Here is a 22,630-nt window from a genome sequence, read left to right as displayed (position 1 = left end):
CGGGGTGGTGGCCCGCCCCCGCCCCTGTCTTGGTCGATAGGGGGCGGGGGCATCTTCGTCTCACGGGGCCAGGATCGTGCTGATCTTGTCCGGGCGGAATCCGGCCCACGTGTCGGCCTCGGTGACGACCACGGGGGCCTGCATGTGCCCCTGGGCCTTGAAGCGGGCCGCGTCGTCCTCGGTCATCTCGTGCACCTCGTAGCGGATGCCGCGCCTGTCGAGCGCGCGCGTCGTGCTCGTGCACTGCACGCATGACGGGCGGCTGTAGACGATCACGGGGGCGGGCTCGGTGCTCATGGGCTGATCCTCTCGCGCCGGCGCCTGCATTCGGCACGTCTCGCACCGGGCCACCTCGGCGGCGGCGTCCGCGCCCATCTGCGCGGCCCATTGCTCGATGTGGTCCGGGGTGATGGCCTGCCAGTCGTCCAGGTCGGTGACATGCGCCAGGCGCTCGGGGCGGGCCTCGACGGCGGCGGCTAGGGCCATCCCTCCGTGCTCCACGCACGTGATCCGGCCATCGCTGGCGATCCACAGGGCGGCGGGCTTGGTCGTCTGGGGGCGGGTCTGGGTGGTCATCGTGGTTCCCTCCTGGGGTCTTGTGGTGCTCGGGGGCGGGGGCTTGGTCTCCCCCGCCGTGGTCCGCGTGCTCGCGTCCTGGTGGGCGGGATGCCCGCCGGGGCCGGTGTCCTGCACCGGCCCCGGCTGGGCTCCTACCGGATCACGCCGGGTCCGTGGCCGACTTGTCGTAGACCTCGACGCCGCGCAGAGCGCCGTCCGTGGTGTGGAGGATCCACAGGCTTGCCGCGCTCCGGCGCACGCGGCGCGGCTCCGTCCTGTCGAACGGCCACGACTGGCGGGTGTTCACCTTGGTGGCCGCCGGGCACTGGTCCCACAGCAGGACGACGTTCACCCGGGGCAGGTCCGGGAAGCGGGCGGCGAACTCCTCGAACGCCGCCGCCTCCGTCTCGCTGGCGTTGATCCGCAGCTCTGCGCGGGCGGCGCGGACGGCCAGGGTGGCGGCGATGTTGTCTCGGCTCCGCTCGCGCCGGGCCTTCTCGGCCTCGGTCATCCGGCGGGCGGTGGTGAGGATGTTCTCAGTCATGGTCTGACTCCGTTCTAGTGGGTCCGGGCGGTGTCTTCGTCCGGGTCGGTGTGGGGCTTGGTCTCCCCTGCCGACTCCTCCAGTGTACTAGACACCGAACACTAGGCACAACTCCTGGCGGGGATTTTCTCGGCGGATTCTTGCGGGCTTGGGGCGTTGATGTAGGCATGTGCCTACGTCGGCACATGCCTACGCGGTGCCGTTCGGGCGCTGCTCCCTGCTCATGCTGCCGATGGGCACCGGCCCCGGCCCGGCACTACCCCAGGCCGCTCTAGCGTCTCCCCGTGGCGGAAGTCGCTGGGCCTGCCAGCCCACCCCAGCGGCCATGCCCGCCCCTCCTCCTGGCCCCCTGGTGAGCACACGGCCACGGCGCGCCGGCATCTCCTGCCGGCCCCTCGTCGGCGCGGGCCGCGCTGGGCCCGGCCCCACCCTCGGGGGCCGGGCCTGTCCGCATGGTCAGCCCCTCACGATGGGCAGATGCTCGCCACCCCGCCGGACCTGCTCCTCGGCCAGTCGCCCGCGCGCATGGGCGGTCAATGTCTCGTGCCGGTGAGCCTCGGACGCCTCGGGGCGGGCCTCGTGTGCCTGCATCCACGCGGCGGCGGCGTCGGTGACGCCCTCGGCGTACAGCCATGCCGCGATGGCGTCCGCGACGTTGCATCCGAGCTGGGGGGCGATGGCGGCGGGGTCGGTGTGCTCGGCCAGGGCGCGCAGGGCCTCGATGCGCGCGTACATGAGCGCGCCCCGGGCTCGCTCCTGCCGCTCGCGCTTGGCGCGGGCCTTCTTCTCGGCTGCTGCGGCCTCGCGGGCTGCGCGCTTTTGCTGGTCTCGCTCCTCCTGCTGCTCGCGCCGCCGCTGCTGCTGCTGCTTGGGGAAGATGTAGCGCACGAACTCCAGCGGCTCGCCGGGGGCGCGGTCCTCGTCATACTCGCGCACGTCCGCGGGCGTGAACTCCAGTTCGTCACCCTCGTTCACGTCCACGACGATCAGGGCTCCGCACTTCTCGGCGAAATCGGCGGCCTCGGCCATGCTGCGCGGGAGGGGGTAGCCGGTCACGATGCGGGAATCGATGGCGGTCATGGTCTGACTCCGTTCTAGTGGGTCCGGGCGGTGTTTCCGTCCGGGTCGGTGTGGGGCTTGGTCTCCCCTGCCGACTCCTCCAGTGTACTAGACACCGAACACTAGGCACAACTCCTGGCGCGGATTTTTTCGGCGGACTCTTGCGGGATTCAGGCGTTGTCGTAGGTGCGTGCCTACGTCGGCACATGCCTACGCGATGCCGTCCGGGACCGGACACGGGGACGCCCCCGCCGGATCGGCGGGGGCGTCCTGGTGGGCTTGTCAGCGGGGCCGGCTGTCCCCGGCGTACACGTCGCCCTCGATGTAGGTCAGGGCCTCGCCGGTGCCCTCGTGGCGGATGACGTAGTAGTGATCCGCCTCCGCCCACGCGTAGCGCCACCCGGCGGCCTCCAGGTCCTCGGCCAGGCTCCCGCCGTCGCCGGAGCCGGAGTAGAAAGCATCCCCCGTGAGGTGGACCGTCATCGGGTCGTGCTCCTTCAGAATGGCGATCACCTCGGCGGCGGTGCTGGGCTTGGCCTCGGCCAGGGCCTCGCGGACGGCGGCCACCTTGGTCCAGTACGTGTCAACGCTCATGACTGCTTCTCCTTGTTCCAGTGGGTCCGGGCGGTGTCTCCGTCCGGGTCGGCGTGGGGCTTGGTCTCCCCTGCCGACTCCTCCAGTGTACTAGACAGTGAACGTCGGGCGCAACTCCTGGCGGGGATTTTTTCGTCGGATTCGTGAAGGATTCGGGCGTTGTTGTAGGCGCGTGCCTACCTAGGCACATGCCTACGCGGTGCCGTTCGGGCGCTGCTCCCGGCTCGTGCTGCCGATGGGCACCGGCCCCGGCCCGGCACTACCCCAGGCCGCTCTAGCGTCTCCCCGTGGCGGAAGTCGCTGGGCCCGGGGACTGGTCCACGCGGCCATGCCCGCCCCCTGTCTAGGCCCTCTGGTGAGCACGCTGGGATGGGTGGCCTGTGGATGACGCGGGCCGTGGCGGACTCGGCGGACCATGATGGGCGCACGGGCCGGCACAAGCCGGCCCACGGATCAAGGGGGAGAGCATGAGCATGTGGGATGACGAGCTGGCGGAGCTGGTGGACGAGGACGCGCAGCGTGTGGCGGTGGAGTGGGCGCAGCTGCACGAGCTGCCGCCCCTGGGCGATCTCGCCGCAGAAGTCGATCGTGTGCAGTCCGTGGCGGCGGCGACGCTCGCACTGCACCTGTCCCGCCGGGCCGGGGAGGATGACGTGATCGTGCCGGACGACCTCGAGAGGGAAGTGCTGGACGCGGCGCGCCGCGCTGATCCGTCCGTGTGGGAGTCTCTACGTCCTGCTGATCCCTGGTCCCTGGTCCCTGGCTCCCTCGTGCTGGCCGCCTTGGGCGTGCCCGCCTGACCCTGGCCTGTCCCCCTGCGCCGGCGGTGACCCACTGGGGCCCCTGAGCGGCCCCGCGCGCAGCGGAGCGAGCACGGGGCCGCGTCGGTGGTCCAGCGCCGCGCTGGCCTGGGGGTGCGGGGGGCGGAGCGCCCCCGCGTGCTACCGGGTCCGGGCCTCGTGGTGGGATCGGGCGCATGAGCATCCGCGTGTACGAGGGGCCGGCCTTCGGTGCGCCGGCTGATGTGGTCTCGGCCCGGTACGGGCGTGAGCCGCTGGTGCGGGTGGCCCTGCCGGATCGGGAGGACGTGGACGCGATGGCCTGCCGGTGGTCGGCCTCGCACGTGCTGGTGGCCTGGCAGGACGTGCCGGGCGGGCCGATGCTCCAAGCGTGGGTGCCGGGGGAGTGGGTGCAGCGGATCGACCCGGACGCCGCGCGCTGGCGTCCGCCGGCTGGCCGTGATCCGATGCCGTGGCGGGACCACTAGGCCGGGCTCCGCTCCGGCAGGATGGACGCGCGGACGGGGGAGTGGGCTTCGCCTGGTCGGGTCCGGCCCGGCCCCGCACGCGCGACGGCCCCCGCCATGCCGGCGGGGGCCGTTCTTTTGTGCTGACGGATCAGGGCGTGATCCTGCGCATGGCTTCCTCGATCTGTTCGGTCGCTCCGTCCTCGTCGGTGATGGACGGCGGCAGGGCGCTTCCGATGGTCTGGATCTCCTTATCCCACGTCGGGGGCGTGACCGTCTTCGCCGCGGCCTGATAGGCGCGGTGGTATTCCGCCACCACCTCGGCGGCGGCGTCCGCGCCCTCTGCTCGGAATGCCTCGGCTGCAAGCCGGCCTGTGTCATCACCCGCATGGGCGTAGAAGGTGACAGCAGCCGGGTTGTACTTGGCGGTCTCGTCCGCGTTTCGAGCAGCGAACTTCGCAATCTCGCGGGCTCGGTTGAGGCGGTGGTCCTGGCTCATGGGGGCTCTCCTTGGGGGGTCAGGGCATAGGGTGCTGGGCCTGCACGGCCTCGATAATGATGTCCTTCATGCTCACGCCTCGCTCGAACGCGAGGCGGCGCATGTGCTCGTGGAAGTCGCGGGGGAAGTTGAACGAGGTGTTGACGACCTGGGGTCGGCTGCGGTCCTGGAACGCGGCTCGCATGTCGCCTGCGGGGCGGGCGGTCTGCGGCTGGTCGGTCTTGGGGCGGCGGCGTCCGCCGACGGTGGAGGGCTTGCGCTCGGTGCTCATCGCTGGGTCATCTCCTGAATCTCGGCGGCCACATCGGCCCACGGGCCAAGCTGGGCGGGGGTCGGCCACGAGCCGGCCACGGTGTTGAACGCCTCGCGGCGGGGGATCGCGGTGGTGAAGGACGGCACGCCCTCGGCCTCCAGCACGGCGCGCGTGTCGGTGTAGGTGCGCGTGCGGGCGTCCACGCGGTTCAGCAGCACCACGGACGGCACAGCCTGGCCTACGGCGTCCACCGTGGCCCACACGCGGGCCAGGTCCAGCCGCGCGGCGCCGGTCGGGACGAGCACGAGGTCCGCGCGGGCCACGGCGGCCGACTGGCTGCCCGGGTCGCCCGGGGCGGTGTCGATCAGCAGCACGTCCGCGGTGCTGGTCTTGCGGCCCAGCGTCGCCCGGTTGACCGCCGCGTAGCGGATCGGCAGGGCCTCGCCGTGGGCCTCGGTGGCGTCCTCGATCCACTCGGACGCGCTGCCCTGGGGGTCGGCGTCCCACACCTCGACGCTGCGGCCCGCGTGGGTGAACGCGGCGGCAAGCATCATGGTGGTGGTGGTCTTGCCAACGCCGCCCTTCGAGTTCAACGCCACCAGCGTCAGGGGATTCCCGTTCTCGATCATGATTCCTCCTTGGTCTGAGGGTGCGCGGCGAGTGCCGCTCACCACTCAGCCTAGTACCTACGTGCCTACGTCGGCAAGTAGGCACGTAGGCATGCACTGATGGCGTGCGACAACGGGGGGCCGGCGTGCGCTGCCGGCGGAGGGTGGCCGCGTGCTCACCGGGGGGGCCTATGACGAGGGAGCGGGCATGGCCGCGTGGACCAGTCCCCAGGCCCAGCTACTTCCGCCACGGGGAGACGCTAGAGCGGCGCGGGGTAGTGCCGGGCCGGCGCCGGTGCCCATCGGCGCACGGGCGCGTGGGAGGCAAAAGATGACCCCCTGTGCCGGCGGGAATCGCCGGCCCAGAGGGTCACTCGGGTACTTCTATTAGGTGATCCACGGGATCAGTGCACTCACCCACTCCCACAGCTCGGGCTCACCCAGCCACTTGGCGATCTGGAGCCCTACTCCGTAGAACAGCCCCTTGATCAGCGCTTCGCGCGCCAGGGGGGGCTTCTTGCTGGTGGGGGTCGTAGGGGTCGTGCGGTTGTTGTGGATGCTCATCGAGCATCACCTCCTTGGTATCTGGTTACCTGGAGGATTTGCAGTAGTCAGTTACGAGTAGTAACGTCAGCGTTCGTACTTGCTTACAGGTGGGTACGGATGCGTTCGTGTGGTCCTGGTGCGTGACGGCTGCAAAGCCTCTGCTGCTTGGTGCTCATGTGCTTCTCCTCAGAGTTCTCTTGGGGTTTCATGGGAGTGGTTGGCTCACCTGGTTGGTGAGACGGGGACAGGTTTCGGACCTGCACCACAGCGCGGATGCCTCCTGCTTGACGGAAGCCGGCTGACCGTGACCTACGGTCGGCCTCTTTGTCATGCTATCACACTCCTGTGCGAACTACAAGGGTGTGACTCCCCTTCCCCTCATCGGCCTTGTTCCTGCGGTACGCACCCGCGCGTACGCGCGTGATGGTTCGCTGGCTCACGCCGTACATGGTCGCCAGGTCCGCGACCGAGAGTGTGCCGGCCTCGCTGATGGTCTCGATGGCCTGCACTTGTTCCTCGGTGAGCACGCGGCGGCGTCCGCCGACCCGGCCCCGCGCTCGGGCGTGGGCCAGGCCTTCGTGCGTGCGCTCGATGAGGAGCTGCCGCTCGTACTCGGCCAGGGCGGACATGACGTTCACGACCATGCGCCCGGCGGCGGTGCCGGTGTCGAGGTCGAGGTCCAGGGCGCGGACGCGCACGCCGGTCTCGGCCAGCTCGTGCAGGGTGGTGAGGGTGTCGAGCATGGATCGGCCCAGCCGGTCCAGGCGGGTGACGGTGAGGGTGTCCCCGGGGCGGAGGTAGTCACGGGCTGCGGCCAGGCCGGGCCGGTCAGCGCGGCTGCCGCTGGCCACGTCCTCGAACACGCGCACGGCCCCCAGCTCGGTAAGTCGTTCGCGCTGCTCGGTGAGGGACTCGGCTTGTCCGGGGGTGGAGACGCGAGCGTAGCCGACGACGGCGGAGGGCTCGGGGAGGGTCCGCTGCTCTGGGTGTGGGGGAATGCTCATGGGGTCATCTTCGCGTGAGGCTCAGGGTGCGGCGGTGGGTGCAGACGGGGGCACGTGTTGGACCTCAGCGGAGGGTGGGGAGCTTCGTGCGCTGCTGCCCGGAGGGGGATGGGCGTCCAGCGGGGGGCGCCCGGATACCCTGATGCTCCGGTATTTTCCGCCCGCTTGGTGGGGGCGCTCAGCCAGCCCCGAACAGTGCGTGTCGTGACGCCGTGGTGCTCCGCGATGCGGGCCGTGGTCCAGCCGTTGCGGGCCTGCCTACGGGCCTGCTGGGCGCGCTCGGCGGCTCGGCGGGACCGGGCGGTGGTGGCGCGGTGGGCGGCGGCGACGCGCTGGGCGTGTTGGGCGGGGGTGCTTCGTGATCCGCCCACGCGGCCCCGTGCGGCTTGTGCGGCGCGGTAGGTATCGCTGACCTTCCCGGTGCCGCGTTCACGGCCACAACGGCCCGTGCGGGCCTCGTACCGCTCGATGGACCGGACGATCCCGGCGACTTCGGCGGAGGGCAAAGGAGGGGCGCACATGGCGTTGGCCTCGGCGGCCGCGTCGGCGACGGTCCCGGAGGGGCGCAGACGGGCGTAGTCGAACACGAACTGGTTGCGCTCTCCCGTGGTGACGGTGATGGAGCTGGTGGCTGTGGCCACGAGGGCGCGGGCGGCGTCGGGGTGGGTGCGCTGGCGCCGGGCGCGCTGGGCCTCGGAGCTGGGCCAGGTGCCGCGTTCGATCATCTCAGCTCGGAGCGTTCCCAGGGTGCGAGGGGCAGTCGGTCCCCAGATCACGCGGCCCTCGGTCTCCCATCCGGGCCATGTGGGGTTCCAGTGGCGGCGGTTGGTGAACGCGGGGTCGCCCTCGCATGCGGCGGTGAGCGCGGCGCGCACGTCCTCGGCGTAGGCAATGGGGCCGGGGCGGGCGTTCGGTCCGAGGGCTACGGGCTCGATGATCCATCCGGCCTGAACGTGGCCGTTGCGTCCCTTCTCGATGATCCAGGACGGGGCGGGCACGTCGGCGGCGTAGAGGCGCAGCAGCGAGTCGTCGTGGTCCATGTCCACGACGAGCGCCCACATGATCCCGCCAGTGCATCGTCCAGTGCCGGTGGTCGTGAGGGTGACGAACGGGTGGTCCTCCACGGCGCGGGCGCGTGGGCGTCCCGTGGGGGGGATCGTGCGGACGGTGCCGTGGCCGTCCTTCTCGTCCGCGACGGTGACGCGCGTGGCGTGGGCAGGGGCGAGGTCAGCCAGCAGCCGGCGGGTGCCCTCACGGCCGCGATGGCGGGGCTGCTCGGGGGTGTCCTCGTGGCGCTCGGCACGGGCGCGCTGGATCGCGGCACGGCCGGCTGTTGCTCGGCCCTGGTAGTCGGGTATCCTAGACACCGCTAGGTCCTATTGCGTACTGCATCGTCTCTGGTTCCTGGTAAGCGACTCCGCCGGAAAGTTTGCCGACTGTGGGCGGAGTCGAGATTTCAAGTGGTGGCCTCCCTGGGCAGGGGGGCCACCACTGTTTTATGCGGCTGTCTGGGTACCTTCGACGCCGGGCAGGGCCTCGGCATCGGGGTTGCGGAGGTTCCACTCGACGGGGATGCCGTCGGCGTCCTCGGTGCCGGCTTTCAGCGCGGCCTCGACTACGGCCCAGAGCGGGGCCTCGGCCCGCACAGCGATTGCGTCAATGCGCGCCTTGACCTCGGGCGTGAGAGTGACGTGCAGCTGCACAGTCTCCGTGCCCCTCGGGCGTCGATATGTGGTCCTCATGAGGGCCACTGTACCTGTACCTGTCAGGTTTACCAAGGGCATGCCCCGGGACGGCGGGTTGGGTCAGCGGTCCTGGTATTCGTAGTCGGTGATCTTGCCGTCTTCGGACACCTGGAATGTGTAGAACCGGACGGGCTGGCGGGCGGGGCCGGCCAACGTCGTCCCGTCCGCCTTCTGCCATGTCCAGGTCGCCACGACGGCCACGCCGTCCACGTCGGCGCGGTCGTTCCATCGGACCTCGGGCACTGAGGTTGCACCGGATTGCTCGGCGGCGATCCATTCGGCGCCGCCGCTGCCGCGCTCGGGCTCCTCGACGTCGGCCGCGCACTCCTCGGTCATCAGGTGCCGAGCGCGCAGCTCGGCGGCCGTCCGGGTGGTGTCCTTCGCGGGGTTCCACGTGCTCATGATGCGGGCGGCTTCGAGCGCGACGGCCTTCTGCTGCTCCGTGGGAGTCGTGTGGTCGTGGCCGTGATCCTCGGTTGCGGGCGGCGGCGCCTCGGGCTGCTCGCTGGTGGTGGCCACCGTGGGCAGGGACGTGGGCGTCGGGTCCGGGTCTGAGGCACATGCGCTCAGGGACAGGGCGAGAGCGGCCAGCATGGCCGCTGCGGGGCGGGTGGTATTCATATTCACGTGTACCTCAATGGGACTTTCTTCGCTAGAAGGATGGGCTCCGGGTCCACGGGGGTGCCGTTGATAATCACCATGAAATGTAGATGCGGAGCGGAGGCATTTCCGTTCATTCCCTCCGTGCACAAGGGCGTCCCGGGGGTGACGGTCTGGCCCACGGTGACGCGGTGGCTGCCGGTCGCGCAGTGGAAAAAAGCAAAACGGACGTTGGGATTGTCAAGGGACTGGCCCACGACTTCGTATCCGGCGTCCTCGTTCTTGTTCACCTTGATGATCTTCATGTCGGCGTTGGCCACCACGGTGCCAGCACGGCTACTGGTGCCCAAGTCAAGACCCGAGTGGTTCCGCGCGCTTCCCGTGCATTCAGCCGGGGCAGGGGGGCAGGATCGCCGGCCAAACGGGGAGGTGACGTAGCTGTTTGGCAGGGGGTTGACCCACTTGCCGGTGCCCAGCTCTCCGATCACTTCTCCGCCGGGGTCTTGGCAGCCGGTGGTGAAATCGACCTGCGCCAGCCGCATGATCTGGGGGACGTATGCCTGCGTCTCCGGCTTGGCTGGCATCCCACCTGCTGCGATGACTGCGGCTGGACCGGCGTTGTAGGCGGCTAGGGCAAGTTCGATGCGTGAGCGGTCTGAGGTCACGAGAGGGGCGACCATCTTCTGCAAGTCGCGCATGTATCGGCCCTGTGCGTCTATGCCAGCGATGGGGTCAAACGGGTCCGCTCCATTGCCGTAGGTATCCCATGTGTCGGGCATGAACTGTGCGATCCCCCGGGCGCCGCTCTTGCTGACGGCTTGCGGATTGAAACGCGATTCGGTCCAAATCTGCGCGGCAATAACTGCGGCTGGCATGTTAGCAACAGTGGCCGCTTTCTCGATGTGTGGGACGTACTGCTCCGGCACCTCTACCTGACCGTCTGCCCCCAACATGCAGCCGGCGAGACTTGTCGCACGCTGGTCATACTCCTCCTGGGCCGCGGTGGTCAGGAGGAACAGGGGCAGCAGCATGATGAACAGCAACAGCAGCAGGGCGGCGACGGCGACCTTGCCTTTCGAGTCGTCCACGGCGGTGCTCCTTAGCGGCGGGGGGCGACGAACAGGGTGGTTGTGTCCAGCTGCTCGGTAATGAAGAAGGCATCGGTGTCGGTGACCATGCTTGGGGGCGGGTCGTCGGGCCGGTAGCCGGGGGAGGGCTGGGGGGTGGCGTTGCGTTTGAGCTCCAGCGTGGCGGGGGTGCGGTCGAACGTGCCGTAGAGGGTGGCGCCGTGGGCGGCGCTGGGCTTGAACTCCGTCATTTCCCGAGCGAAAGGGCTGCGGCCGGTGGACACGAGGGTGGAGCCCAGGAGCATCAAGGTGTCGGTGAGGCGGCGGACTTTGGTGCGCTGGTCGATGCGCTCGGCTGTGGTGGTGTCCATGAGCACGGCGCCGTCGCGAGGGCGGATCAGGGTGAGGCGGGTCTGCCGGTCATCGGCCCATGCGGCGATCACGGTTTCGGGGCCGGCTCCCCAGACGCCGGCGGGCATCTGGGCGGGGCGGCGGCTCATGCTCAGCTGGTGCTCCGCGGTGCGGGCGCCGGAGGCGTCAAGGTGATGCACTCGGTCGGGGCCGATGGTGTGGAGGACGCCGCTCTCCTCGCGCAGGGCGGCGCGGGTGCCGGCTGGGATCGTCAGGCGTCGCGTGCCCATGTGATCTGCGGGCACGTCCACGAACCAGTCCTCGAGTTCCACGAACGGGGCCGGCCCGTGTAGCTCCGCGCGGGTGGTGGTGTCGAGCGAGTGGGTGACGGCCGCCGTCAGAGTGCCGTCACCGGGGGTGGTCATGGGCCAGACGTGCAGCGTGCTGGGCGTGGCCACCGCAATGGCGTCTGTGCCGCCCCAGGAGACGCGACGGACGCCGTTGAGGGCATCCGGTGCGCCCGTGCCAGCCCACTGCGGCTGCGCCGTCTGGGGATGGCGGACGGTGATGGTGCCCTCGTCAGAGACGGTGACGATGTGGCCGGTGTCCAACCGGCCGACGTCGGCACTGCGCCCCACGGGTACGGCCCAGCGGGCACGGGCGTCAAACCCAGCGGGCACAGCTACGGGGATCTGCGATCCGGCGCCAGGCACCTGCCAGGGCGGGGGCTCGTTGGCCCCGAGGAGGCGAGGACCGAAGATGGCCCCGGCTCCGCCCAGGAGGCCGAGCATGGCCACGCCAGCGCCGCCGGCCAACAGCCGGCGGCGCGTGAGGCCCCGTGTCTGCGCGTCCTCCTCCGGGGTGGTGTCGTGGGCCTGACCATCAGCGGTCACGACCATCCGCCATTCCTCGTCACCGGGCGTGGTGACACGCACGCGTACAGCTTCGAGCTGCTGGGCCTCCAGGCGGCGGACGATGGCCGCGATGCCGGCTTCTCGGACCGTCTGGCCTTCGGCCGTCTGGATGGGTGCCCCGTCCAGGGTGGCGCTTTCCAGGTCTTCGTCCACGTGGAGAGTGAAGACGGGGAACGGGGGAACGGCGGTGGGGTCGAACTCGTGGCCGCCGCGGTCGGCAGGTTCAGGCATCGCGTTCCTCCATCTCGTCGGCCGTGATGAGGAAGGCGCGCAGGTCGGTCTTACGGACGCGCCGTAGGCGCTCCCCGAGCACCAGGGTCTTCAACCCCGCCTCCCGCTGCCACCGCAGCACAGTGGCGGTGCTGACGCGCAGCAGGTCAGCGATCTCCTCCAGCGTCAGCACCTCGGGCAGATCGGCCAGCAGCTCATCCACAGCGGCAACGTCGTTCACAGTCACTCCTCTATTCTTTCTAAGATCCACAAGCGAGTCAAGAGACACAAGCCGCACAAGCGATGTTGCGGACATATGCCATACTGCTTGCATAGCGAACACAGAGCGTCTACTCTGTCTGTTACAGGCTAGAGGAGGAGTGAAAAGTGAGCCCCAGAGCCAATCCGTTCGTGCCGTCTGAATCGGTCAGCGTGGCGCCGGAGCAGGAGGAGGCGGTGCTGCACGACAGCCTGCTGGGCCAGCGACTCATGGAGAGCGGGCCGACCGATCCGAGCGCCCTCCCGATCACACCAGGTGATGTCGATTCGGCCACCTGGCCGAAAGTGCATATTTCCGCCGATTCTGTGACACGCCTCACTGTCATGGGGCTGCATGGCGGGTCTGGTGCCAGCACGGTGGCCACGCTTCTCGGGGCTGACGCCGTGGATCACGGGCGGACCTGGCCTGTGCCGCCGGAGGGGATGGCGCTAGGGGTCGTGGCGGTCTGCCGGAGCCACTGGCGCGGACTGGAGGCGGCGGATGCCTTCACGATGCAGTGGGCTGCCGGCCTGCTGAACGAATCGACGTTGCTGGGCCTGGTCATCGTGGACGACGGCCCCTCTCTCTCGGACGGCCAGCGCAAGGCGATGCGCCGTCTGCTCAAAAGGACTCCCAGGGGGATTCATCTGCCCTGGGTGGAGGCGTGGCGACACGCCTCACCCGACGCCGGGAAGATCCCGGGTCGTGTCACCCGCATCGTTCGTCAGCTGCACAGCGCAGCGGCGAGTCTCTGAAAGGACACCTGTGATGCCTCTCGATCTGCTGCCGGCGCTCGACGTACTGACTCCGCTGGCCACCGTCCCGAACGTCACCCCGGAGCAGCCCCCGGGCACGGAGGGCCTGACCACTTCCCTGAACTGGGTGTCCTGGTTCGTGATCTTCGCCGGCGTGTTCGGCTTCCTCATCTCGGCCGGGATGCTCGTGGTCTCGTCCGTGACGGGCCGCGAGTTCGCCTCCGCCAAGGGCCTGTTCCTGTCCATCATCGGCTGCATCCTCGCCGTCGCGGTCGGCGGCATCATGCAGACCTTCGTCTGATCCTGATCCACCTCGTCAACAACAGATAGGAGCCCTGAGATGGCCAAGGCTGACGCTGATTCTTCGAGCCCGTTCGGTCGGGCCTGGTTCGTCTCGGGGGCGCTGGTGCTCCTGGCGCTGGCGATGGTCGCGTTCATGGTGTGGCGTGGCGTGGCGGGTGAGGACACACCGGCTGGTGCGCCGGTGGCGTCCTCGCCCGTCACGTCCGCCGCGCCGACGATGGCGGCGGAGACTGCCACGGAGGAGGGCCAGTGCAAGCCTCCGCGGGTGAAGGAGAAGGGGCTGCCGGCGGAGGCGCCGGAGGTCCAGTGGGAACGGCACCCCTCGGGCGGTGTGGTTCCTGTCTCGAAGAAGTACGGGCCAACGTCACGAGAGGGTGCCTACTGGCGTTGCTCCGCCCGCACGGCCAGCGGGGCCGTCGTGAGCGGCATCAGCCTGGCTTACAACTTCGGGACTGGAGACAAGAACTCAGCTTCCGATGACCCCAACCGCGAGACGTTGTTCCGCAAGAGTCAGTTCGGCTCCAACATTGAGTTCGGCACCGTGGAGGGGTATCGCGTGCTGCTGTCTAACGAAAATGAGGCGGAGGTCGAATACCTCCTTTCCGGGCCGGGTTTCCACGGGACGATGCGCGTCCCGATGGTGTGGGACGAGACCAAACGCGACTGGACCATCAACGCCCAGTCGAACGACCTGGGTGTGGCCGTGGTCGAGGACACCACCGGCTTCACGATGTGGCGGTAACCGACATGGCTACGACGACACCCGCCCCCGCCCCGGCTCCCGCTACCCCCGGCGCTCCGGTGCCAGAGGAATGCGGCGCACTGGATCTGATCTGCAAGGGCAAAGAGGCCGCGGCTGACGCCGCCGGCAGCCTGGCAGAGCAAGCAATCACGAGCTTCATCGAGAGCATGGTCGAGGGTGCCGTGGGCATCCTTCGCCTCGTGGGCACGTGGTGGATGGACGCCCCCGGCCCGGCCTTCGGCTCCGATGCCGTGGTCCTCATGCGCGAGAACTTGCAGTTTTTCGTATGGTTCTTCGGGGTGCTGGGACTGCTGCTCGCCATCGGGCGGCTCGTGGTCTCGGCACACCAGAATGGCTCAGCGCGCGAGGGCATCATGTCGATGGGCACGCTGATCCTGAACATCACGCTGGCCACGGGCGTCTACGTCGCGCTCGTGCCCATGCTGCTGACCGCTGGCGACTCCACCGCGGAATGGCTGCTCGACCAGTCCTCCGAGAGCATCGACTTCGCCAGCCTTGCGGAGCCTATGGCGGCCGGTCCCATCATCGCCTCGCCGGGTACGGCGTTCCTGCTCGCGCTGTGCCTGTTCCTCGGCGCAATCGCCAACTTCCTGATGATGCTCGTTCGTGACGTGCTGCTGCTGCTGCTGATCGTGTTCATCCCGGTCATCGCTGCGGCATCCACGACGGAGGCGGGTCGGCAGTCTTGGAAGAAGGCAAACGCCTATCTCATGGCCTGCCTGCTGATGAAGCCAGTCGCGGCGGGCATCTACGCCTTCGGGTTCATGCTGGTCACCAGCACCTCGGAGGACTTCGGCGTGCTGCTCTCCTCCGCAATCTCGGGCATCCTCCTGCTGGCGATGGCCGGTCTCGTCCTTCCGACCTTGGTCCGGTTCCTTTCTCCGGTCGTGGCCACGGGTATGGGCGGTTTTTCCGGTGCTGGGGTCGCGGGTGCGGCCCTGGGCATCGCTGCCGGCGCGGCGATCCTGGCCGGCACGGGTGGAGCCGGTGCGGCCGCGGGTGCTGCGCGGGCCGGTGGAGCTGCGGGAGCCGGCGGCGGTGCCGGTGGAGCTGCGGGAGCCGGCGGCGGTGCCGCGGGCGGCGGGGGTGGCGGGGCCGCGACTGCCGGTGGCGGTGCCGAGACGGCAGGTGGAGCCAAGGGCACGGCCGGGGCCACTGTCTCCGGGGACGCGGCCGGCGCGAAGGGTGCCGGCAAGGAGCCGGGCGCGGCGGGCGGCTCTGCCGGCGGTAACGCGGATAGCGGGGCCGCCGTGTCGGGCGTCGGCGCGGCCGGTTCGGAGGACGACACCGCGGCTGCTGGGGGTGGAGCGTCCTCCTCCGGTGCCGACGACTACAGCGTGGGCTCGGCCGGTGGTAGCGCGACGGCCGGGATCGGTGGGGGTGGCGCAGATGGGGCCGTGGACCATGCGGGCCCCAAGGGCGACAACGATTCCGACGCTGGGGCGAGTCCGGCGGAGGGTAGTGCGGCGCCTATCGGCGGGGCCGCATCCTCGGTTTCTGGCGTTGACCACGCGCCGTCCACGGGCGATGACGACACGGACGCGGGCACGGTGGCTGCGGCCGCTGCGGCCGGAGCGGCCGGGGCCCTTGCGGACACCTCAGCGGCGCCCGCCGGTGCGGGGCGCGCTGCGGGCGGGATCGCTCCGGCGGCCAGCGGTCAGTCGGCGGGCGCGGCGGCACCAGGCGCGCGGCCGCTGAACACGACGGGCAAGGCCGGAGAGAGTGCGTCCCAGTCGGGCGCGGGCCAGGGCGGAGCCGTGGCCGGTGGGGCCAACAGTTCCGCTGCATCCAAGGGCGGGAAGGTTGAGGATCGTCCTGCGGGTGCCGGGTCCACGTCCGCGGGGGTGCTCAGCGGCGCGGTGGCCTCCGGTGCGGGGCCGGCCTCGGGCCGGGGTGGAGCGTCGGGGTCGCGTGACGGTACCGGCTCGGCCTCCGTTGAGGCCGGTGGCGTGGTCGGATTCTCGGCTCCGGGTGCTGGCGGAGCTGCCGGCGTCACCCGCGGGGAAGACGCCGCCGCGGGTGAGACCTCGGGCGGCGCCGAGATGCCGGGGCTGCCCGGCGGGTCTACTTCTGCTGCGGGCGAGACGCCGGCCGCACCGACTGGTACGGACGCCCCGGCTGGTGCGGCGCCCTCGGACGCTGCCCCGGCCTCGGGCGATGCAGCCGGCGTGTCCGGTGGCGCTGTCCCGGCCTCCGGCGGCGTGGCTGACGTCTCGGGTGCGGCGCCCTCGGGCGCGGCCCCGGCGGCGGAGGAATCCTCGGCGGTCTCCGGTGAGGTCGCCCCGGCCTCGGGCGGCGCGGCTGCCGTCTCCAGCGGGGTGATCGCGGGCTCGGCTCCTGCTTCCTCCGGGGGTGCCCCTGCCGGTGGCGGGGTGAGTGGTGAGGTGCTGGCTCAGCCCGCTGGGTGGGCCGGTGGCGCGGATGGCGCGGATGACGGTCCCTCGGGGATCGTCGCGGCGCCGCTGCCGGGGCGGAGCCCTGCGCCGGCCCGGCCCGCGGCCTCGGGCGGTTCGTCAGCCAGGACCGTGCAGAGCCGAACCGTCACAACGAGTGCTCCGGGAGCGGGCGCTGCCCCTGCCACGGGGGCTGCGAGCTCGCGGCAGGAACGGCGCGTGGAGCGTCGTCGTGCCGTGCGGTCCAGGAGCGGGCGGATGGGCCGGGCGGCCCGGACCGTCGCGGACGTTCGGGCAACCACGGCGGGCCTTGATCCGGCCCGCATGATCGAAACCGAGGAGGGGGATCAGCGGTGAGTGCTGCTGTGCGTGAGCCCCAGCATGGGGTGTTCGGAAATCTGACGGTGCCGGGGCGCAGCGGGCTGTGGGGCTTCACGCTCTTGCAAAGCGTGGCGATGGTGCCCCTGGTGGTGCTCGTAGTGCTGTTCATGGCTACGGGCCGGTGGTTGGTGGCTGTGTCCGTGGTGCTGACCGCGGGCGTGGTCATCCTATTGATGCGGGTCAAGGTCCAGAACGGGCGAACGGTGTTTGGGAGGGTCGGCGTGCGACTGAATCAGCGGCGCAAGGAGAAGGCGAACAAAGACGTGTACCTGGCCGGGGTGACCGGCAAGGGCACCCCCGATGGGGCAGCGCGGCTGCCCGGTCTCATGGCCCGGTCGGAGCTGTCCGAGCACCCCGACGCCTTCGGCCGGCCCTTCGGGCTGATCCGCATGGTCACCAAGGACGTGTCGCAGTACACCATCGTGTTCGAGACGCACCCTGATGGCGGCTCGCTGATCGACCCCGATCAGCTGGACTCCCGGGTGGCCCATTGGGCGAACTGGATCACTCAGCTGGGCCACGACGAGGGTATCCGCGGGGCTCAGGTTGTCATCGAGTCCTCGCCGGATTCGGGGTTCCGGGTGCGGAACCTGCTCGACTCCAAGCGTGTGGAGGGTGCGCCCGAGTTCTCGGATGCTGTGGTCCAAGAGATTCGAGACACCCACACCACGGGTGCCCCCCAGCTGGTGTGCCGTGTGGCGCTGACCTTCGATGGGCGCCACCTGGACGGGGGCAACAAGGACCGCGGGCTGGAGGAGATGGCCGAGGAGATCGGCAACAAGATCCCCGAACTGACGGCGAACCTGGCCGGCACCGGCGCCGGCAACGTCATGGTGTGCTCGGCGCAGCAGATCGTGGACTTCACGCGGGTGGCCTATGACCCCAGCGTGGCCCCGCTGGTGGAGGAGCTGCACGCCCGTGGCGAGGACACCGGGTTGGTGTGGGAGGAGGCCGGCCCCTCGTTCATGGTCGATGGCTTCGACACGTTGCAGCATGACCGGGCGTTCTCCCGGTCCTGGACGATGTGGCGCGGCCCCAACGGGCACTTCCGGTCGAACTCGCTTGCGCGCATCGTGGAGCCCAGCCCCGATGTGTTGAGGAAGCGCGTCACGCTGTTGTTCCGCCCCATCCCGTCCTCGCGGACCTCCACGGTGGTGCAGCAGGAGCAGAAGGACGCCACGTGGAAGGGTTCGCAGAGCCGCTTCGATGCGCGCGCGGCCCAGCGGCAGGCCGCGGCCGCGAAGACCGCGGCGGAGGAGGCCCAGGGCGCCGGCCTGGCCCGGTTTGGGATCATCGTGACCGTCTCGGTCAAGGACAAGGACCAGCTGCGGCTGTGGGATCGGCAGGTGCCGGCCCAGCTGACGCCGGCCAAGCTCCGGGTCCGCACGGCGCTGTCCACTCAGGCCGTCACCTTCCAGGCCGGCCTGCCGCTGGGCACGGTTCTGTCTGACCACATGCTGATCCCCGAGTCGATCCGAAAGGGCCTGTGACCATGAGCGTGGACGAGCTGACCGTCAATGAGGCCCCGGAGCAGCTGGGGGCTGATGCGCTGGAGGCTGTGGGCGCAGAGCGCCGACGTGACGGCCTGGCAGGGGCGCTGACCCTGTCCAAGCGGGACGTGCGCCGCATGGCTCGCTCGGAGAAGCGGGCGCGGCAGGAGGCCGCAAAGGCCGAGCGCGCGGCCCGCCGCGGCGCCGGGGGCATCCTCCAGCGGTGGGCCGACTCGCGCCGGGAGAACACCTCTCGGCCCGGTCCTCGCGGATGGAACCGGGCGGCCGGCGCCCCGGCGGGGATGCTGGAGGACTTGTTCGAGGTCCAGGGGTCCGCGGTGCAGCTGTGCGGGTTCTTCCCGTTCACCGCCGGCGCCGGCCTGCCGGTGGTCGGGGTGCCCTTGGGCTACCACACGCGGCGGCGGAGCACCGTCTGCGCGGACCCGGTGAGCTGGTTCACCGCCGGCATCATCTCCAACCCCTCTGCCTTCGTCCTGGGCCAGCCTGGTCTGGGGAAGTCCTCGCTGGTGCACCGGATCATCACGGTGCTCTCGAACTGGGGCACGATCCCGCTGGTGCTGGCCGACAGCCGCCCGGACTACGTGCACACGATCCGCGCGCTGGGCGGGCAGGTGATCGAGTTCGCGCCGGGCAAGGGGCACATCAACCCCCTGGACCTCGGCCCGGTCGTGGCTCAGCTGCACCAGATCGCTGATCCGGCGGCGCGGAAGGCGGCCCTGGACGAGATGGCCTCGCGGCGTCTGGCGCAGCTGAAAAGCATGATCGGGATGATCCTCGGGCGGCCTCTGGCCCCCCATGAGGCGTCTGTGCTGACCCAGGCGGTGCACATGCTCGATCCTGAGCTGCGGACCGCTCCGGTCATCACAGACCTGACTGACCTGATCCGCGCGCGCCCGGAGGGCCTCCGGAACGTGGCGCTGACCTACGACAACGCGGACGCATTCGACGCCCGCGTGCAGGGCCTCTTGGACGCCCTGGTGTCCCTCGGACCCAGCGGCCCCTACGGCACCTTGTTCTCCGAGCCCACCTCCGAACACCTCCAGCCTGGGCGTCCGGCCGTGTTCGACATTTCCGGGGCGAACAAGAACGATGGCGTGCTCATGGCTGCCATCCAGTCACTGTGCTGGAATCTGGGCTCGGCCACGGTGTCGGCGGAGTCCCACCTCTCGCGCGCGGCCGGCCGGCGCCGCCGGACGTACATCCTGGTGATGGACGAGCTGTGGCAGGTGCTCCGGGCCTCGGGGGAGATGGTCTACTTCGTGGATACCATCACCCGTCTCAACCGCGGAATGGGCATCGGTCAGATCATGGTCACCCACACCATGAAGGACTTGAAGCTGCCGGAACAGCACCTCACGGACGTGGCGTGGGGCTTCGTGGAGCGGTCCGCGATGGTCTTCCTGGGCGGTCTGGCCGAGGGCGAGATGGGCAATCTCGAGGAGGCGTTCGCGCTCACCGACGCTGAGGTGGCCCAGCTCTCGGACTGGATCGGTGAGGCTCCCGTGGACCCGTGGACCGGCAAGGCGGGTCTGCGGCCCGGCGCGGGCAACTTCCTGTTGAAGACGGGCAAGGAGGCCGGCATCCCGTTCCACACCCAGCTGACCCGCGCGGAGAAACCGAACACCGAGACCAACCGCGACTGGGAGATGACGAACCGTGATGTTGTCTGATCGTCGGGCCGGCCGGCGGGCCCAGCCGGGCATGGCGGACACCCCGTGGCTGATCGCCACCGGGGTGCTCGCCGTCGTCGTCGTCGTCGGTGCGGTGTGGGGTGGGGTCGGCATGGCCACGGCCGACGCGCCGACCGGCTCGTCCTTGTTCGACGTGCTGGTGATGCAGTGGCGTGGGACGCTGCCGGTCACGATGTGGCAGATCGTCGCCGCGGTGGCCACGGGTCTGCTGGTCCTGGTGCTGCTGCTAGTCGGGATCAAGGTGATGGGCGCCGGCTCCTCTCGTGTGGATCACCTGGCCCGGTCCATGTCGCGGCCGGGCGACTTCCGGGAGATGACCAAGGAGCGGGCGGTCAAGGATGCGGGGCGCCTGCACGCGGACGCTGCCGGCCCGGGCGTGCCCCTGGCCAAGCTGACCAACGGCGGCCGCCAGCTGTATGCCTCGTGGGAGTGGGTGCAGACCTGGATCATGGGTCCGCGCGCGGGCAAGACCACGTGCGTGTGCGTGCCGCAGATCGTGGAGACCGGCGGGCCGGTGCTGGCCACCTCGAACAAGCGAGACATTGTGGACCTGACCCGTGGGCCCCGCTCGGAGAAGGGCGTTGTCTGGGTCCATGACGTGCAGGGGATCATCGGTGAGCCGGCCTCATGGTGGTGGAATCCGCTGACGTTCGTGACCTCGATGATGCGCGCCGAAGCCCTCACCGATGTGTTCGTCTCCTCCGCCACCTCTGCCGGCGCGCAGTCCGATGCCTACTTCGAGTCGGACGGCAAGCGGCTGCTGTCGCACCTGTTCTACGCCGCGGCCGTGGCGGATCGCCCGATCACGGACGTGGCCCGGTGGGTCCAAGACCCCGAGGACGAGACCCCAGTGCGGGAGTTGCGCGCGGCCGGGCACGGCCAGCTGGCCGAGTCCCTGGCCCGGATTCAGGAACTCACCCCGAAGCAGCGTGACGGCGTGTTCGGCACCGCCCGGCCGTGGGTGAACGTGCTGACCTATGACTCGGTGATCCCGTGGATCAGGGATACCGGCGCGCTCGGCCGCGCCGAGTTCGATCACCGCCGGTTCGCCTCCACCACGGACACGCTGTATCTGATCTCCAAGGAGGGCGCCGGCACGGCCCGGGCGATCACGGGCGCGCTGACGATGGCGATCCTCACGGACGCCGAGGAGCACGCCGCGTCGCTGGCCTCCGGGCGGCTCTCGCCGCCGCTGCTGGGCGTGCTCGATGAGGTGGCCAACGTGTGCCGGTGGCGTCAGCTGCCCGACGTCTACAGCCACTACGGCTCGCGCGGGATCGTCCTGTCCTCGTTCTTCCAGGGCTGGGATCAGGGCGTGGAAGCCTTCGGCCGGGAGGGGATGCGGAAGCTCTGGAACGCCTCGAACGTGCGCGTGGCCGGTAGTGGCCTCCAGGACGCGGATTTCCTGCCGTTCCTGTCCCAGGTGGTCGGGGACCGGGACGTGGTGCGCCGCACCTCCTCCTCGGCGGCGCGGGGTGGCCGGTCGGTGACCACCTCGGTGCAGCGTGAACGCATCCTCGACGTGTCGGACCTGGCGGCCATGCCGCGCGGCCGCGCGGTGCTGTCCACCTCGGGGGCGCCCGCGGCCCTCGTGACGCTGACCCACTACAGCTCCAAGCCCTACGGACCGGCCGTGAAGGCGTCCCAGGACCACTACGAGCCATGAGGATGACGGCTAAGGCGTCGGGCGGGCCCATAGGCTGACGATCACCCAACTGAACTGGAGGAGTGAGCATGACGGACACGGACAAGACCGACGATCAGGACACCGAGCTGCTGGCGAGTGTGATGGTGCATGTCCCCGGGCGGGGCCTCGTCGTAATGAGCCAGGAGAAGCTCGTTGAGGGCATGGCGCGGCTCCAGCTGCAGGAAACCCACATGGCGCCGTGCTTCATCATCCGCGGCGCTGACCAGGGCAAGGGGTGGATTCATTTCTACAGCGCCGTGGTCGGGCAAGACGTGACGGAGACTCTGCCGAACGAAGGGACCGTCACGGTTCCCCTGTCATTCAAAATCCAGGGGGGTGGTGCTCTGGTGATCGAGCACCAGGACGACGGGTTCGTTCGGGCCTACGGGCCGGGCACCTGGGAACGAATCTACCGCTTCAACGAGGACTTCATGGAGATGGAGGGGGAGGACTCCCCGAGCGGGGAGTGAAGGACTCGCGGCAACGAAAGCGCCGCCCCTGTCACTAGGGGCGGCGCTTTCGTGTGAGCTGGAAGCTCAGCCGAACCAGCCGGCCGGCGCCGGCTCATGGGGCAGGGTGTCGGGGACTTCTACACGCCCCAGGGCCTCATGGATGGACCAGAACGGCCCGTTCTCGGCCGTGAGCCGGTCCGTCAGCGGGTAGAACACATCACGGAACCACGCGACCATCGCGCCGGCATCACCGGTCGCGCGGGTGGCCTCCCACGATCCCCACATGGCCTCCAGGACCGTGCCGGCCTCCTCGTGACGCCACCACTGCGGGTCCCACCGGACGGCCTTGGGGTTGCGGCGAAAGTGGGGCAGGAACCACTCGGTGACCCACTCCTGAGCGGTGGCGAACACCGGCTCGGCGGCCTCGGGCTGCTCGTCCTCAGCCTCGTCGTATTCCATCGCCAGGGTCACCGCGAAAGCACCTCCTGCCGGCCCTGCTCGACGCCCTGGCCGTGCGCTCCGCGGCGGCCGTGCTGCTTGGTGGCCGCCAGCGCCTTCGTCGGGTCCAGGGCGAAGCTCTGAAGCTGCCGCACACGGGACTGGACCATCTGCGGTGAGGTCGTCTGCTCCAACTGCC

General features: G+C 70.0%; 26 protein-coding genes. 10 read left to right on the top strand and 16 right to left on the bottom strand.

What is annotated here, in order from left to right; all coding sequences use genetic code 11:
• Positions 1–60: 60 nt before the first annotated feature.
• From BJ976_RS11780 to BJ976_RS11765, 4 genes are all read right to left on the bottom strand, one after another.
• On the bottom strand, positions 61–297 hold the full coding sequence (locus tag BJ976_RS11780) for a glutaredoxin domain-containing protein (RefSeq protein WP_135031020.1): 237 nt from the start codon (positions 295–297) through the stop codon (positions 61–63).
• A 421-nt stretch (positions 298–718) separates the two neighbouring features.
• Complete coding sequence (locus tag BJ976_RS11775; protein WP_135030778.1) at positions 719–1,102, bottom strand: hypothetical protein; 384 nt, start codon at positions 1,100–1,102, stop codon at positions 719–721.
• A gap of 456 nt (positions 1,103–1,558) precedes the next feature.
• On the bottom strand, positions 1,559–2,182 hold the full coding sequence (locus tag BJ976_RS11770; RefSeq protein ID WP_135030777.1) for a hypothetical protein: 624 nt from the start codon (positions 2,180–2,182) through the stop codon (positions 1,559–1,561).
• Positions 2,183–2,443: 261 nt separating this feature from the next.
• On the bottom strand, positions 2,444–2,755 hold the full coding sequence (locus BJ976_RS11765) for a hypothetical protein (RefSeq protein ID WP_135030776.1): 312 nt from the start codon (positions 2,753–2,755) through the stop codon (positions 2,444–2,446).
• A gap of 467 nt (positions 2,756–3,222) precedes the next feature.
• Between BJ976_RS11765 and BJ976_RS11760 the strand changes: the two genes are divergently transcribed.
• The gene (locus BJ976_RS11760) at positions 3,223–3,555 is read left to right on the top strand and encodes a hypothetical protein (RefSeq protein ID WP_135030775.1); all 333 of its coding nucleotides are present in this window, start codon (positions 3,223–3,225) and stop codon (positions 3,553–3,555) included.
• A 176-nt stretch (positions 3,556–3,731) separates the two neighbouring features.
• Positions 3,732–4,022 carry a hypothetical protein gene (locus BJ976_RS11755; RefSeq protein WP_135030774.1) on the top strand — a complete coding sequence of 97 codons (291 nt, stop codon included), beginning with the start codon at positions 3,732–3,734 and terminating at the stop codon, positions 4,020–4,022.
• 130 nt (positions 4,023–4,152) lie between these two features.
• Here BJ976_RS11755 and BJ976_RS11750 read toward each other — a convergent pair whose 3' ends face one another.
• From BJ976_RS11750 to BJ976_RS12125, 11 genes are all read right to left on the bottom strand, one after another.
• Positions 4,153–4,500 carry a hypothetical protein gene (locus BJ976_RS11750; RefSeq protein WP_135030773.1) on the bottom strand — a complete coding sequence of 116 codons (348 nt, stop codon included), beginning with the start codon at positions 4,498–4,500 and terminating at the stop codon, positions 4,153–4,155.
• Between the two features lie 19 nt (positions 4,501–4,519).
• The gene (locus BJ976_RS11745; RefSeq protein ID WP_135030772.1) at positions 4,520–4,771 is read right to left on the bottom strand and encodes a hypothetical protein; all 252 of its coding nucleotides are present in this window, start codon (positions 4,769–4,771) and stop codon (positions 4,520–4,522) included.
• Positions 4,768–5,382, bottom strand: a complete 615-nt coding sequence (locus tag BJ976_RS11740) for a nucleotide-binding protein (RefSeq protein WP_135030771.1) — start codon at positions 5,380–5,382, stop codon at positions 4,768–4,770. The genes BJ976_RS11745 and BJ976_RS11740 overlap by 4 nt, the downstream gene beginning before the upstream one ends.
• 366 nt (positions 5,383–5,748) lie before the next feature.
• Positions 5,749–5,925: a hypothetical protein gene (locus BJ976_RS11735; RefSeq protein WP_167736969.1), complete on the bottom strand. Its 177-nt coding sequence runs from the start codon at positions 5,923–5,925 to the stop codon at positions 5,749–5,751.
• A gap of 317 nt (positions 5,926–6,242) precedes the next feature.
• The gene (locus BJ976_RS11730; RefSeq protein WP_135030770.1) at positions 6,243–6,911 is read right to left on the bottom strand and encodes a recombinase family protein; all 669 of its coding nucleotides are present in this window, start codon (positions 6,909–6,911) and stop codon (positions 6,243–6,245) included.
• The gene (locus tag BJ976_RS12210; RefSeq protein ID WP_135030769.1) at positions 6,908–8,278 is read right to left on the bottom strand and encodes a replication initiation protein; all 1,371 of its coding nucleotides are present in this window, start codon (positions 8,276–8,278) and stop codon (positions 6,908–6,910) included. Before BJ976_RS12210 ends, BJ976_RS11730 begins: the two co-directional genes overlap by 4 nt.
• Before the next feature lie 129 nt (positions 8,279–8,407).
• Positions 8,408–8,614, bottom strand: a complete 207-nt coding sequence (locus BJ976_RS11720) for a hypothetical protein (RefSeq protein WP_135030768.1) — start codon at positions 8,612–8,614, stop codon at positions 8,408–8,410.
• Between the two features lie 102 nt (positions 8,615–8,716).
• A complete protein-coding gene (locus tag BJ976_RS11715; RefSeq protein ID WP_135030767.1) occupies positions 8,717–9,277 on the bottom strand; it encodes a hypothetical protein in 561 nt (186 codons plus the stop codon).
• 2 nt (positions 9,278–9,279) lie between these two features.
• Positions 9,280–10,344 carry a transglycosylase SLT domain-containing protein gene (locus BJ976_RS11710; protein WP_135030766.1) on the bottom strand — a complete coding sequence of 355 codons (1,065 nt, stop codon included), beginning with the start codon at positions 10,342–10,344 and terminating at the stop codon, positions 9,280–9,282.
• Between the two features lie 11 nt (positions 10,345–10,355).
• Positions 10,356–11,819, bottom strand: a complete 1,464-nt coding sequence (locus BJ976_RS11705; protein ID WP_135030765.1) for a hypothetical protein — start codon at positions 11,817–11,819, stop codon at positions 10,356–10,358.
• Positions 11,812–12,045: a helix-turn-helix domain-containing protein gene (locus BJ976_RS12125; protein WP_229667493.1), complete on the bottom strand. Its 234-nt coding sequence runs from the start codon at positions 12,043–12,045 to the stop codon at positions 11,812–11,814. Before BJ976_RS12125 ends, BJ976_RS11705 begins: the two co-directional genes overlap by 8 nt.
• A 140-nt stretch (positions 12,046–12,185) precedes the next feature.
• Here BJ976_RS12125 and BJ976_RS11695 point away from each other — a divergent pair, with 140 nt between their 5' ends.
• The 8 genes from BJ976_RS11695 to BJ976_RS11660 all read left to right on the top strand — a co-directional run bounded on the left by BJ976_RS11695 (position 12,186) and on the right by BJ976_RS11660 (position 22,011).
• The gene (locus BJ976_RS11695) at positions 12,186–12,812 is read left to right on the top strand and encodes a DUF6668 family protein (RefSeq protein ID WP_135030764.1); all 627 of its coding nucleotides are present in this window, start codon (positions 12,186–12,188) and stop codon (positions 12,810–12,812) included.
• 13 nt (positions 12,813–12,825) lie between these two features.
• Positions 12,826–13,113 carry a hypothetical protein gene (locus tag BJ976_RS11690; protein ID WP_144860533.1) on the top strand — a complete coding sequence of 96 codons (288 nt, stop codon included), beginning with the start codon at positions 12,826–12,828 and terminating at the stop codon, positions 13,111–13,113.
• A 39-nt stretch (positions 13,114–13,152) separates the two neighbouring features.
• Entirely contained in the window at positions 13,153–13,857 is a 705-nt protein-coding gene (locus tag BJ976_RS11685; RefSeq protein ID WP_135030763.1) for a DUF8175 domain-containg protein, read from the top strand.
• A 59-nt stretch (positions 13,858–13,916) separates the two neighbouring features.
• Complete coding sequence (locus tag BJ976_RS11680) at positions 13,917–16,628, top strand: hypothetical protein (RefSeq protein WP_184231912.1); 2,712 nt, start codon at positions 13,917–13,919, stop codon at positions 16,626–16,628.
• An 8-nt stretch (positions 16,629–16,636) separates the two neighbouring features.
• Entirely contained in the window at positions 16,637–18,142 is a 1,506-nt protein-coding gene (locus tag BJ976_RS11675) for an SCO6880 family protein (protein ID WP_135030761.1), read from the top strand.
• A gap of 2 nt (positions 18,143–18,144) precedes the next feature.
• A complete protein-coding gene (locus tag BJ976_RS11670) occupies positions 18,145–19,833 on the top strand; it encodes a putative type IV secretion/conjugal transfer ATPase (RefSeq protein WP_229667494.1) in 1,689 nt (562 codons plus the stop codon).
• Positions 19,834–19,864: 31 nt separating this feature from the next.
• On the top strand, positions 19,865–21,520 hold the full coding sequence (locus tag BJ976_RS11665; RefSeq protein WP_229667502.1) for a type IV secretory system conjugative DNA transfer family protein: 1,656 nt from the start codon (positions 19,865–19,867) through the stop codon (positions 21,518–21,520).
• Between the two features lie 68 nt (positions 21,521–21,588).
• Positions 21,589–22,011, top strand: a complete 423-nt coding sequence (locus BJ976_RS11660; RefSeq protein ID WP_135030759.1) for a hypothetical protein — start codon at positions 21,589–21,591, stop codon at positions 22,009–22,011.
• Positions 22,012–22,077: 66 nt separating this feature from the next.
• Here BJ976_RS11660 and BJ976_RS11655 read toward each other — a convergent pair whose 3' ends face one another.
• On the bottom strand, positions 22,078–22,464 hold the full coding sequence (locus BJ976_RS11655) for a DUF4913 domain-containing protein (protein ID WP_167736967.1): 387 nt from the start codon (positions 22,462–22,464) through the stop codon (positions 22,078–22,080).
• Positions 22,465–22,630: the final 166 nt, after the last annotated feature.

Source organism: Micrococcus flavus (assembly GCF_014204815.1).
Classification (GTDB): Bacteria; Actinomycetota; Actinomycetes; order Actinomycetales; family Micrococcaceae; genus Micrococcus; species Micrococcus flavus.
This window is presented reverse-complemented; position numbering and strand designations above follow the sequence as displayed.

Coding starts and splice junctions, on each gene's coding strand:
- BJ976_RS11775 (WP_135030778.1), bottom strand. CDS start 1,102: ATGACTGAGAACATCCTCACCACCGCCCGCCGGATGACCGAGGCCGAG.
- BJ976_RS11715 (WP_135030767.1), bottom strand. CDS start 9,277: ATGAATACCACCCGCCCCGCAGCGGCCATGCTGGCCGCTCTCGCCCTG.
- BJ976_RS11670 (WP_229667494.1), top strand. CDS start 18,145: ATGAGCGTGGACGAGCTGACCGTCAATGAGGCCCCGGAGCAGCTGGGG.
- BJ976_RS11765 (WP_135030776.1), bottom strand. CDS start 2,755: ATGAGCGTTGACACGTACTGGACCAAGGTGGCCGCCGTCCGCGAGGCC.
- BJ976_RS11740 (WP_135030771.1), bottom strand. CDS start 5,382: ATGATCGAGAACGGGAATCCCCTGACGCTGGTGGCGTTGAACTCGAAG.
- BJ976_RS11660 (WP_135030759.1), top strand. CDS start 21,589: ATGACGGACACGGACAAGACCGACGATCAGGACACCGAGCTGCTGGCG.
- BJ976_RS11745 (WP_135030772.1), bottom strand. CDS start 4,771: ATGAGCACCGAGCGCAAGCCCTCCACCGTCGGCGGACGCCGCCGCCCC.
- BJ976_RS11705 (WP_135030765.1), bottom strand. CDS start 11,819: ATGCCTGAACCTGCCGACCGCGGCGGCCACGAGTTCGACCCCACCGCC.
- BJ976_RS11750 (WP_135030773.1), bottom strand. CDS start 4,500: ATGAGCCAGGACCACCGCCTCAACCGAGCCCGCGAGATTGCGAAGTTC.
- BJ976_RS11735 (WP_167736969.1), bottom strand. CDS start 5,925: ATGAGCATCCACAACAACCGCACGACCCCTACGACCCCCACCAGCAAG.
- BJ976_RS11690 (WP_144860533.1), top strand. CDS start 12,826: ATGCCTCTCGATCTGCTGCCGGCGCTCGACGTACTGACTCCGCTGGCC.
- BJ976_RS11665 (WP_229667502.1), top strand. CDS start 19,865: ATGGCGGACACCCCGTGGCTGATCGCCACCGGGGTGCTCGCCGTCGTC.
- BJ976_RS11780 (WP_135031020.1), bottom strand. CDS start 297: ATGAGCACCGAGCCCGCCCCCGTGATCGTCTACAGCCGCCCGTCATGC.
- BJ976_RS11730 (WP_135030770.1), bottom strand. CDS start 6,911: ATGAGCATTCCCCCACACCCAGAGCAGCGGACCCTCCCCGAGCCCTCC.
- BJ976_RS11770 (WP_135030777.1), bottom strand. CDS start 2,182: ATGACCGCCATCGATTCCCGCATCGTGACCGGCTACCCCCTCCCGCGC.
- BJ976_RS11685 (WP_135030763.1), top strand. CDS start 13,153: ATGGCCAAGGCTGACGCTGATTCTTCGAGCCCGTTCGGTCGGGCCTGG.
- BJ976_RS11755 (WP_135030774.1), top strand. CDS start 3,732: ATGAGCATCCGCGTGTACGAGGGGCCGGCCTTCGGTGCGCCGGCTGAT.
- BJ976_RS11760 (WP_135030775.1), top strand. CDS start 3,223: ATGAGCATGTGGGATGACGAGCTGGCGGAGCTGGTGGACGAGGACGCG.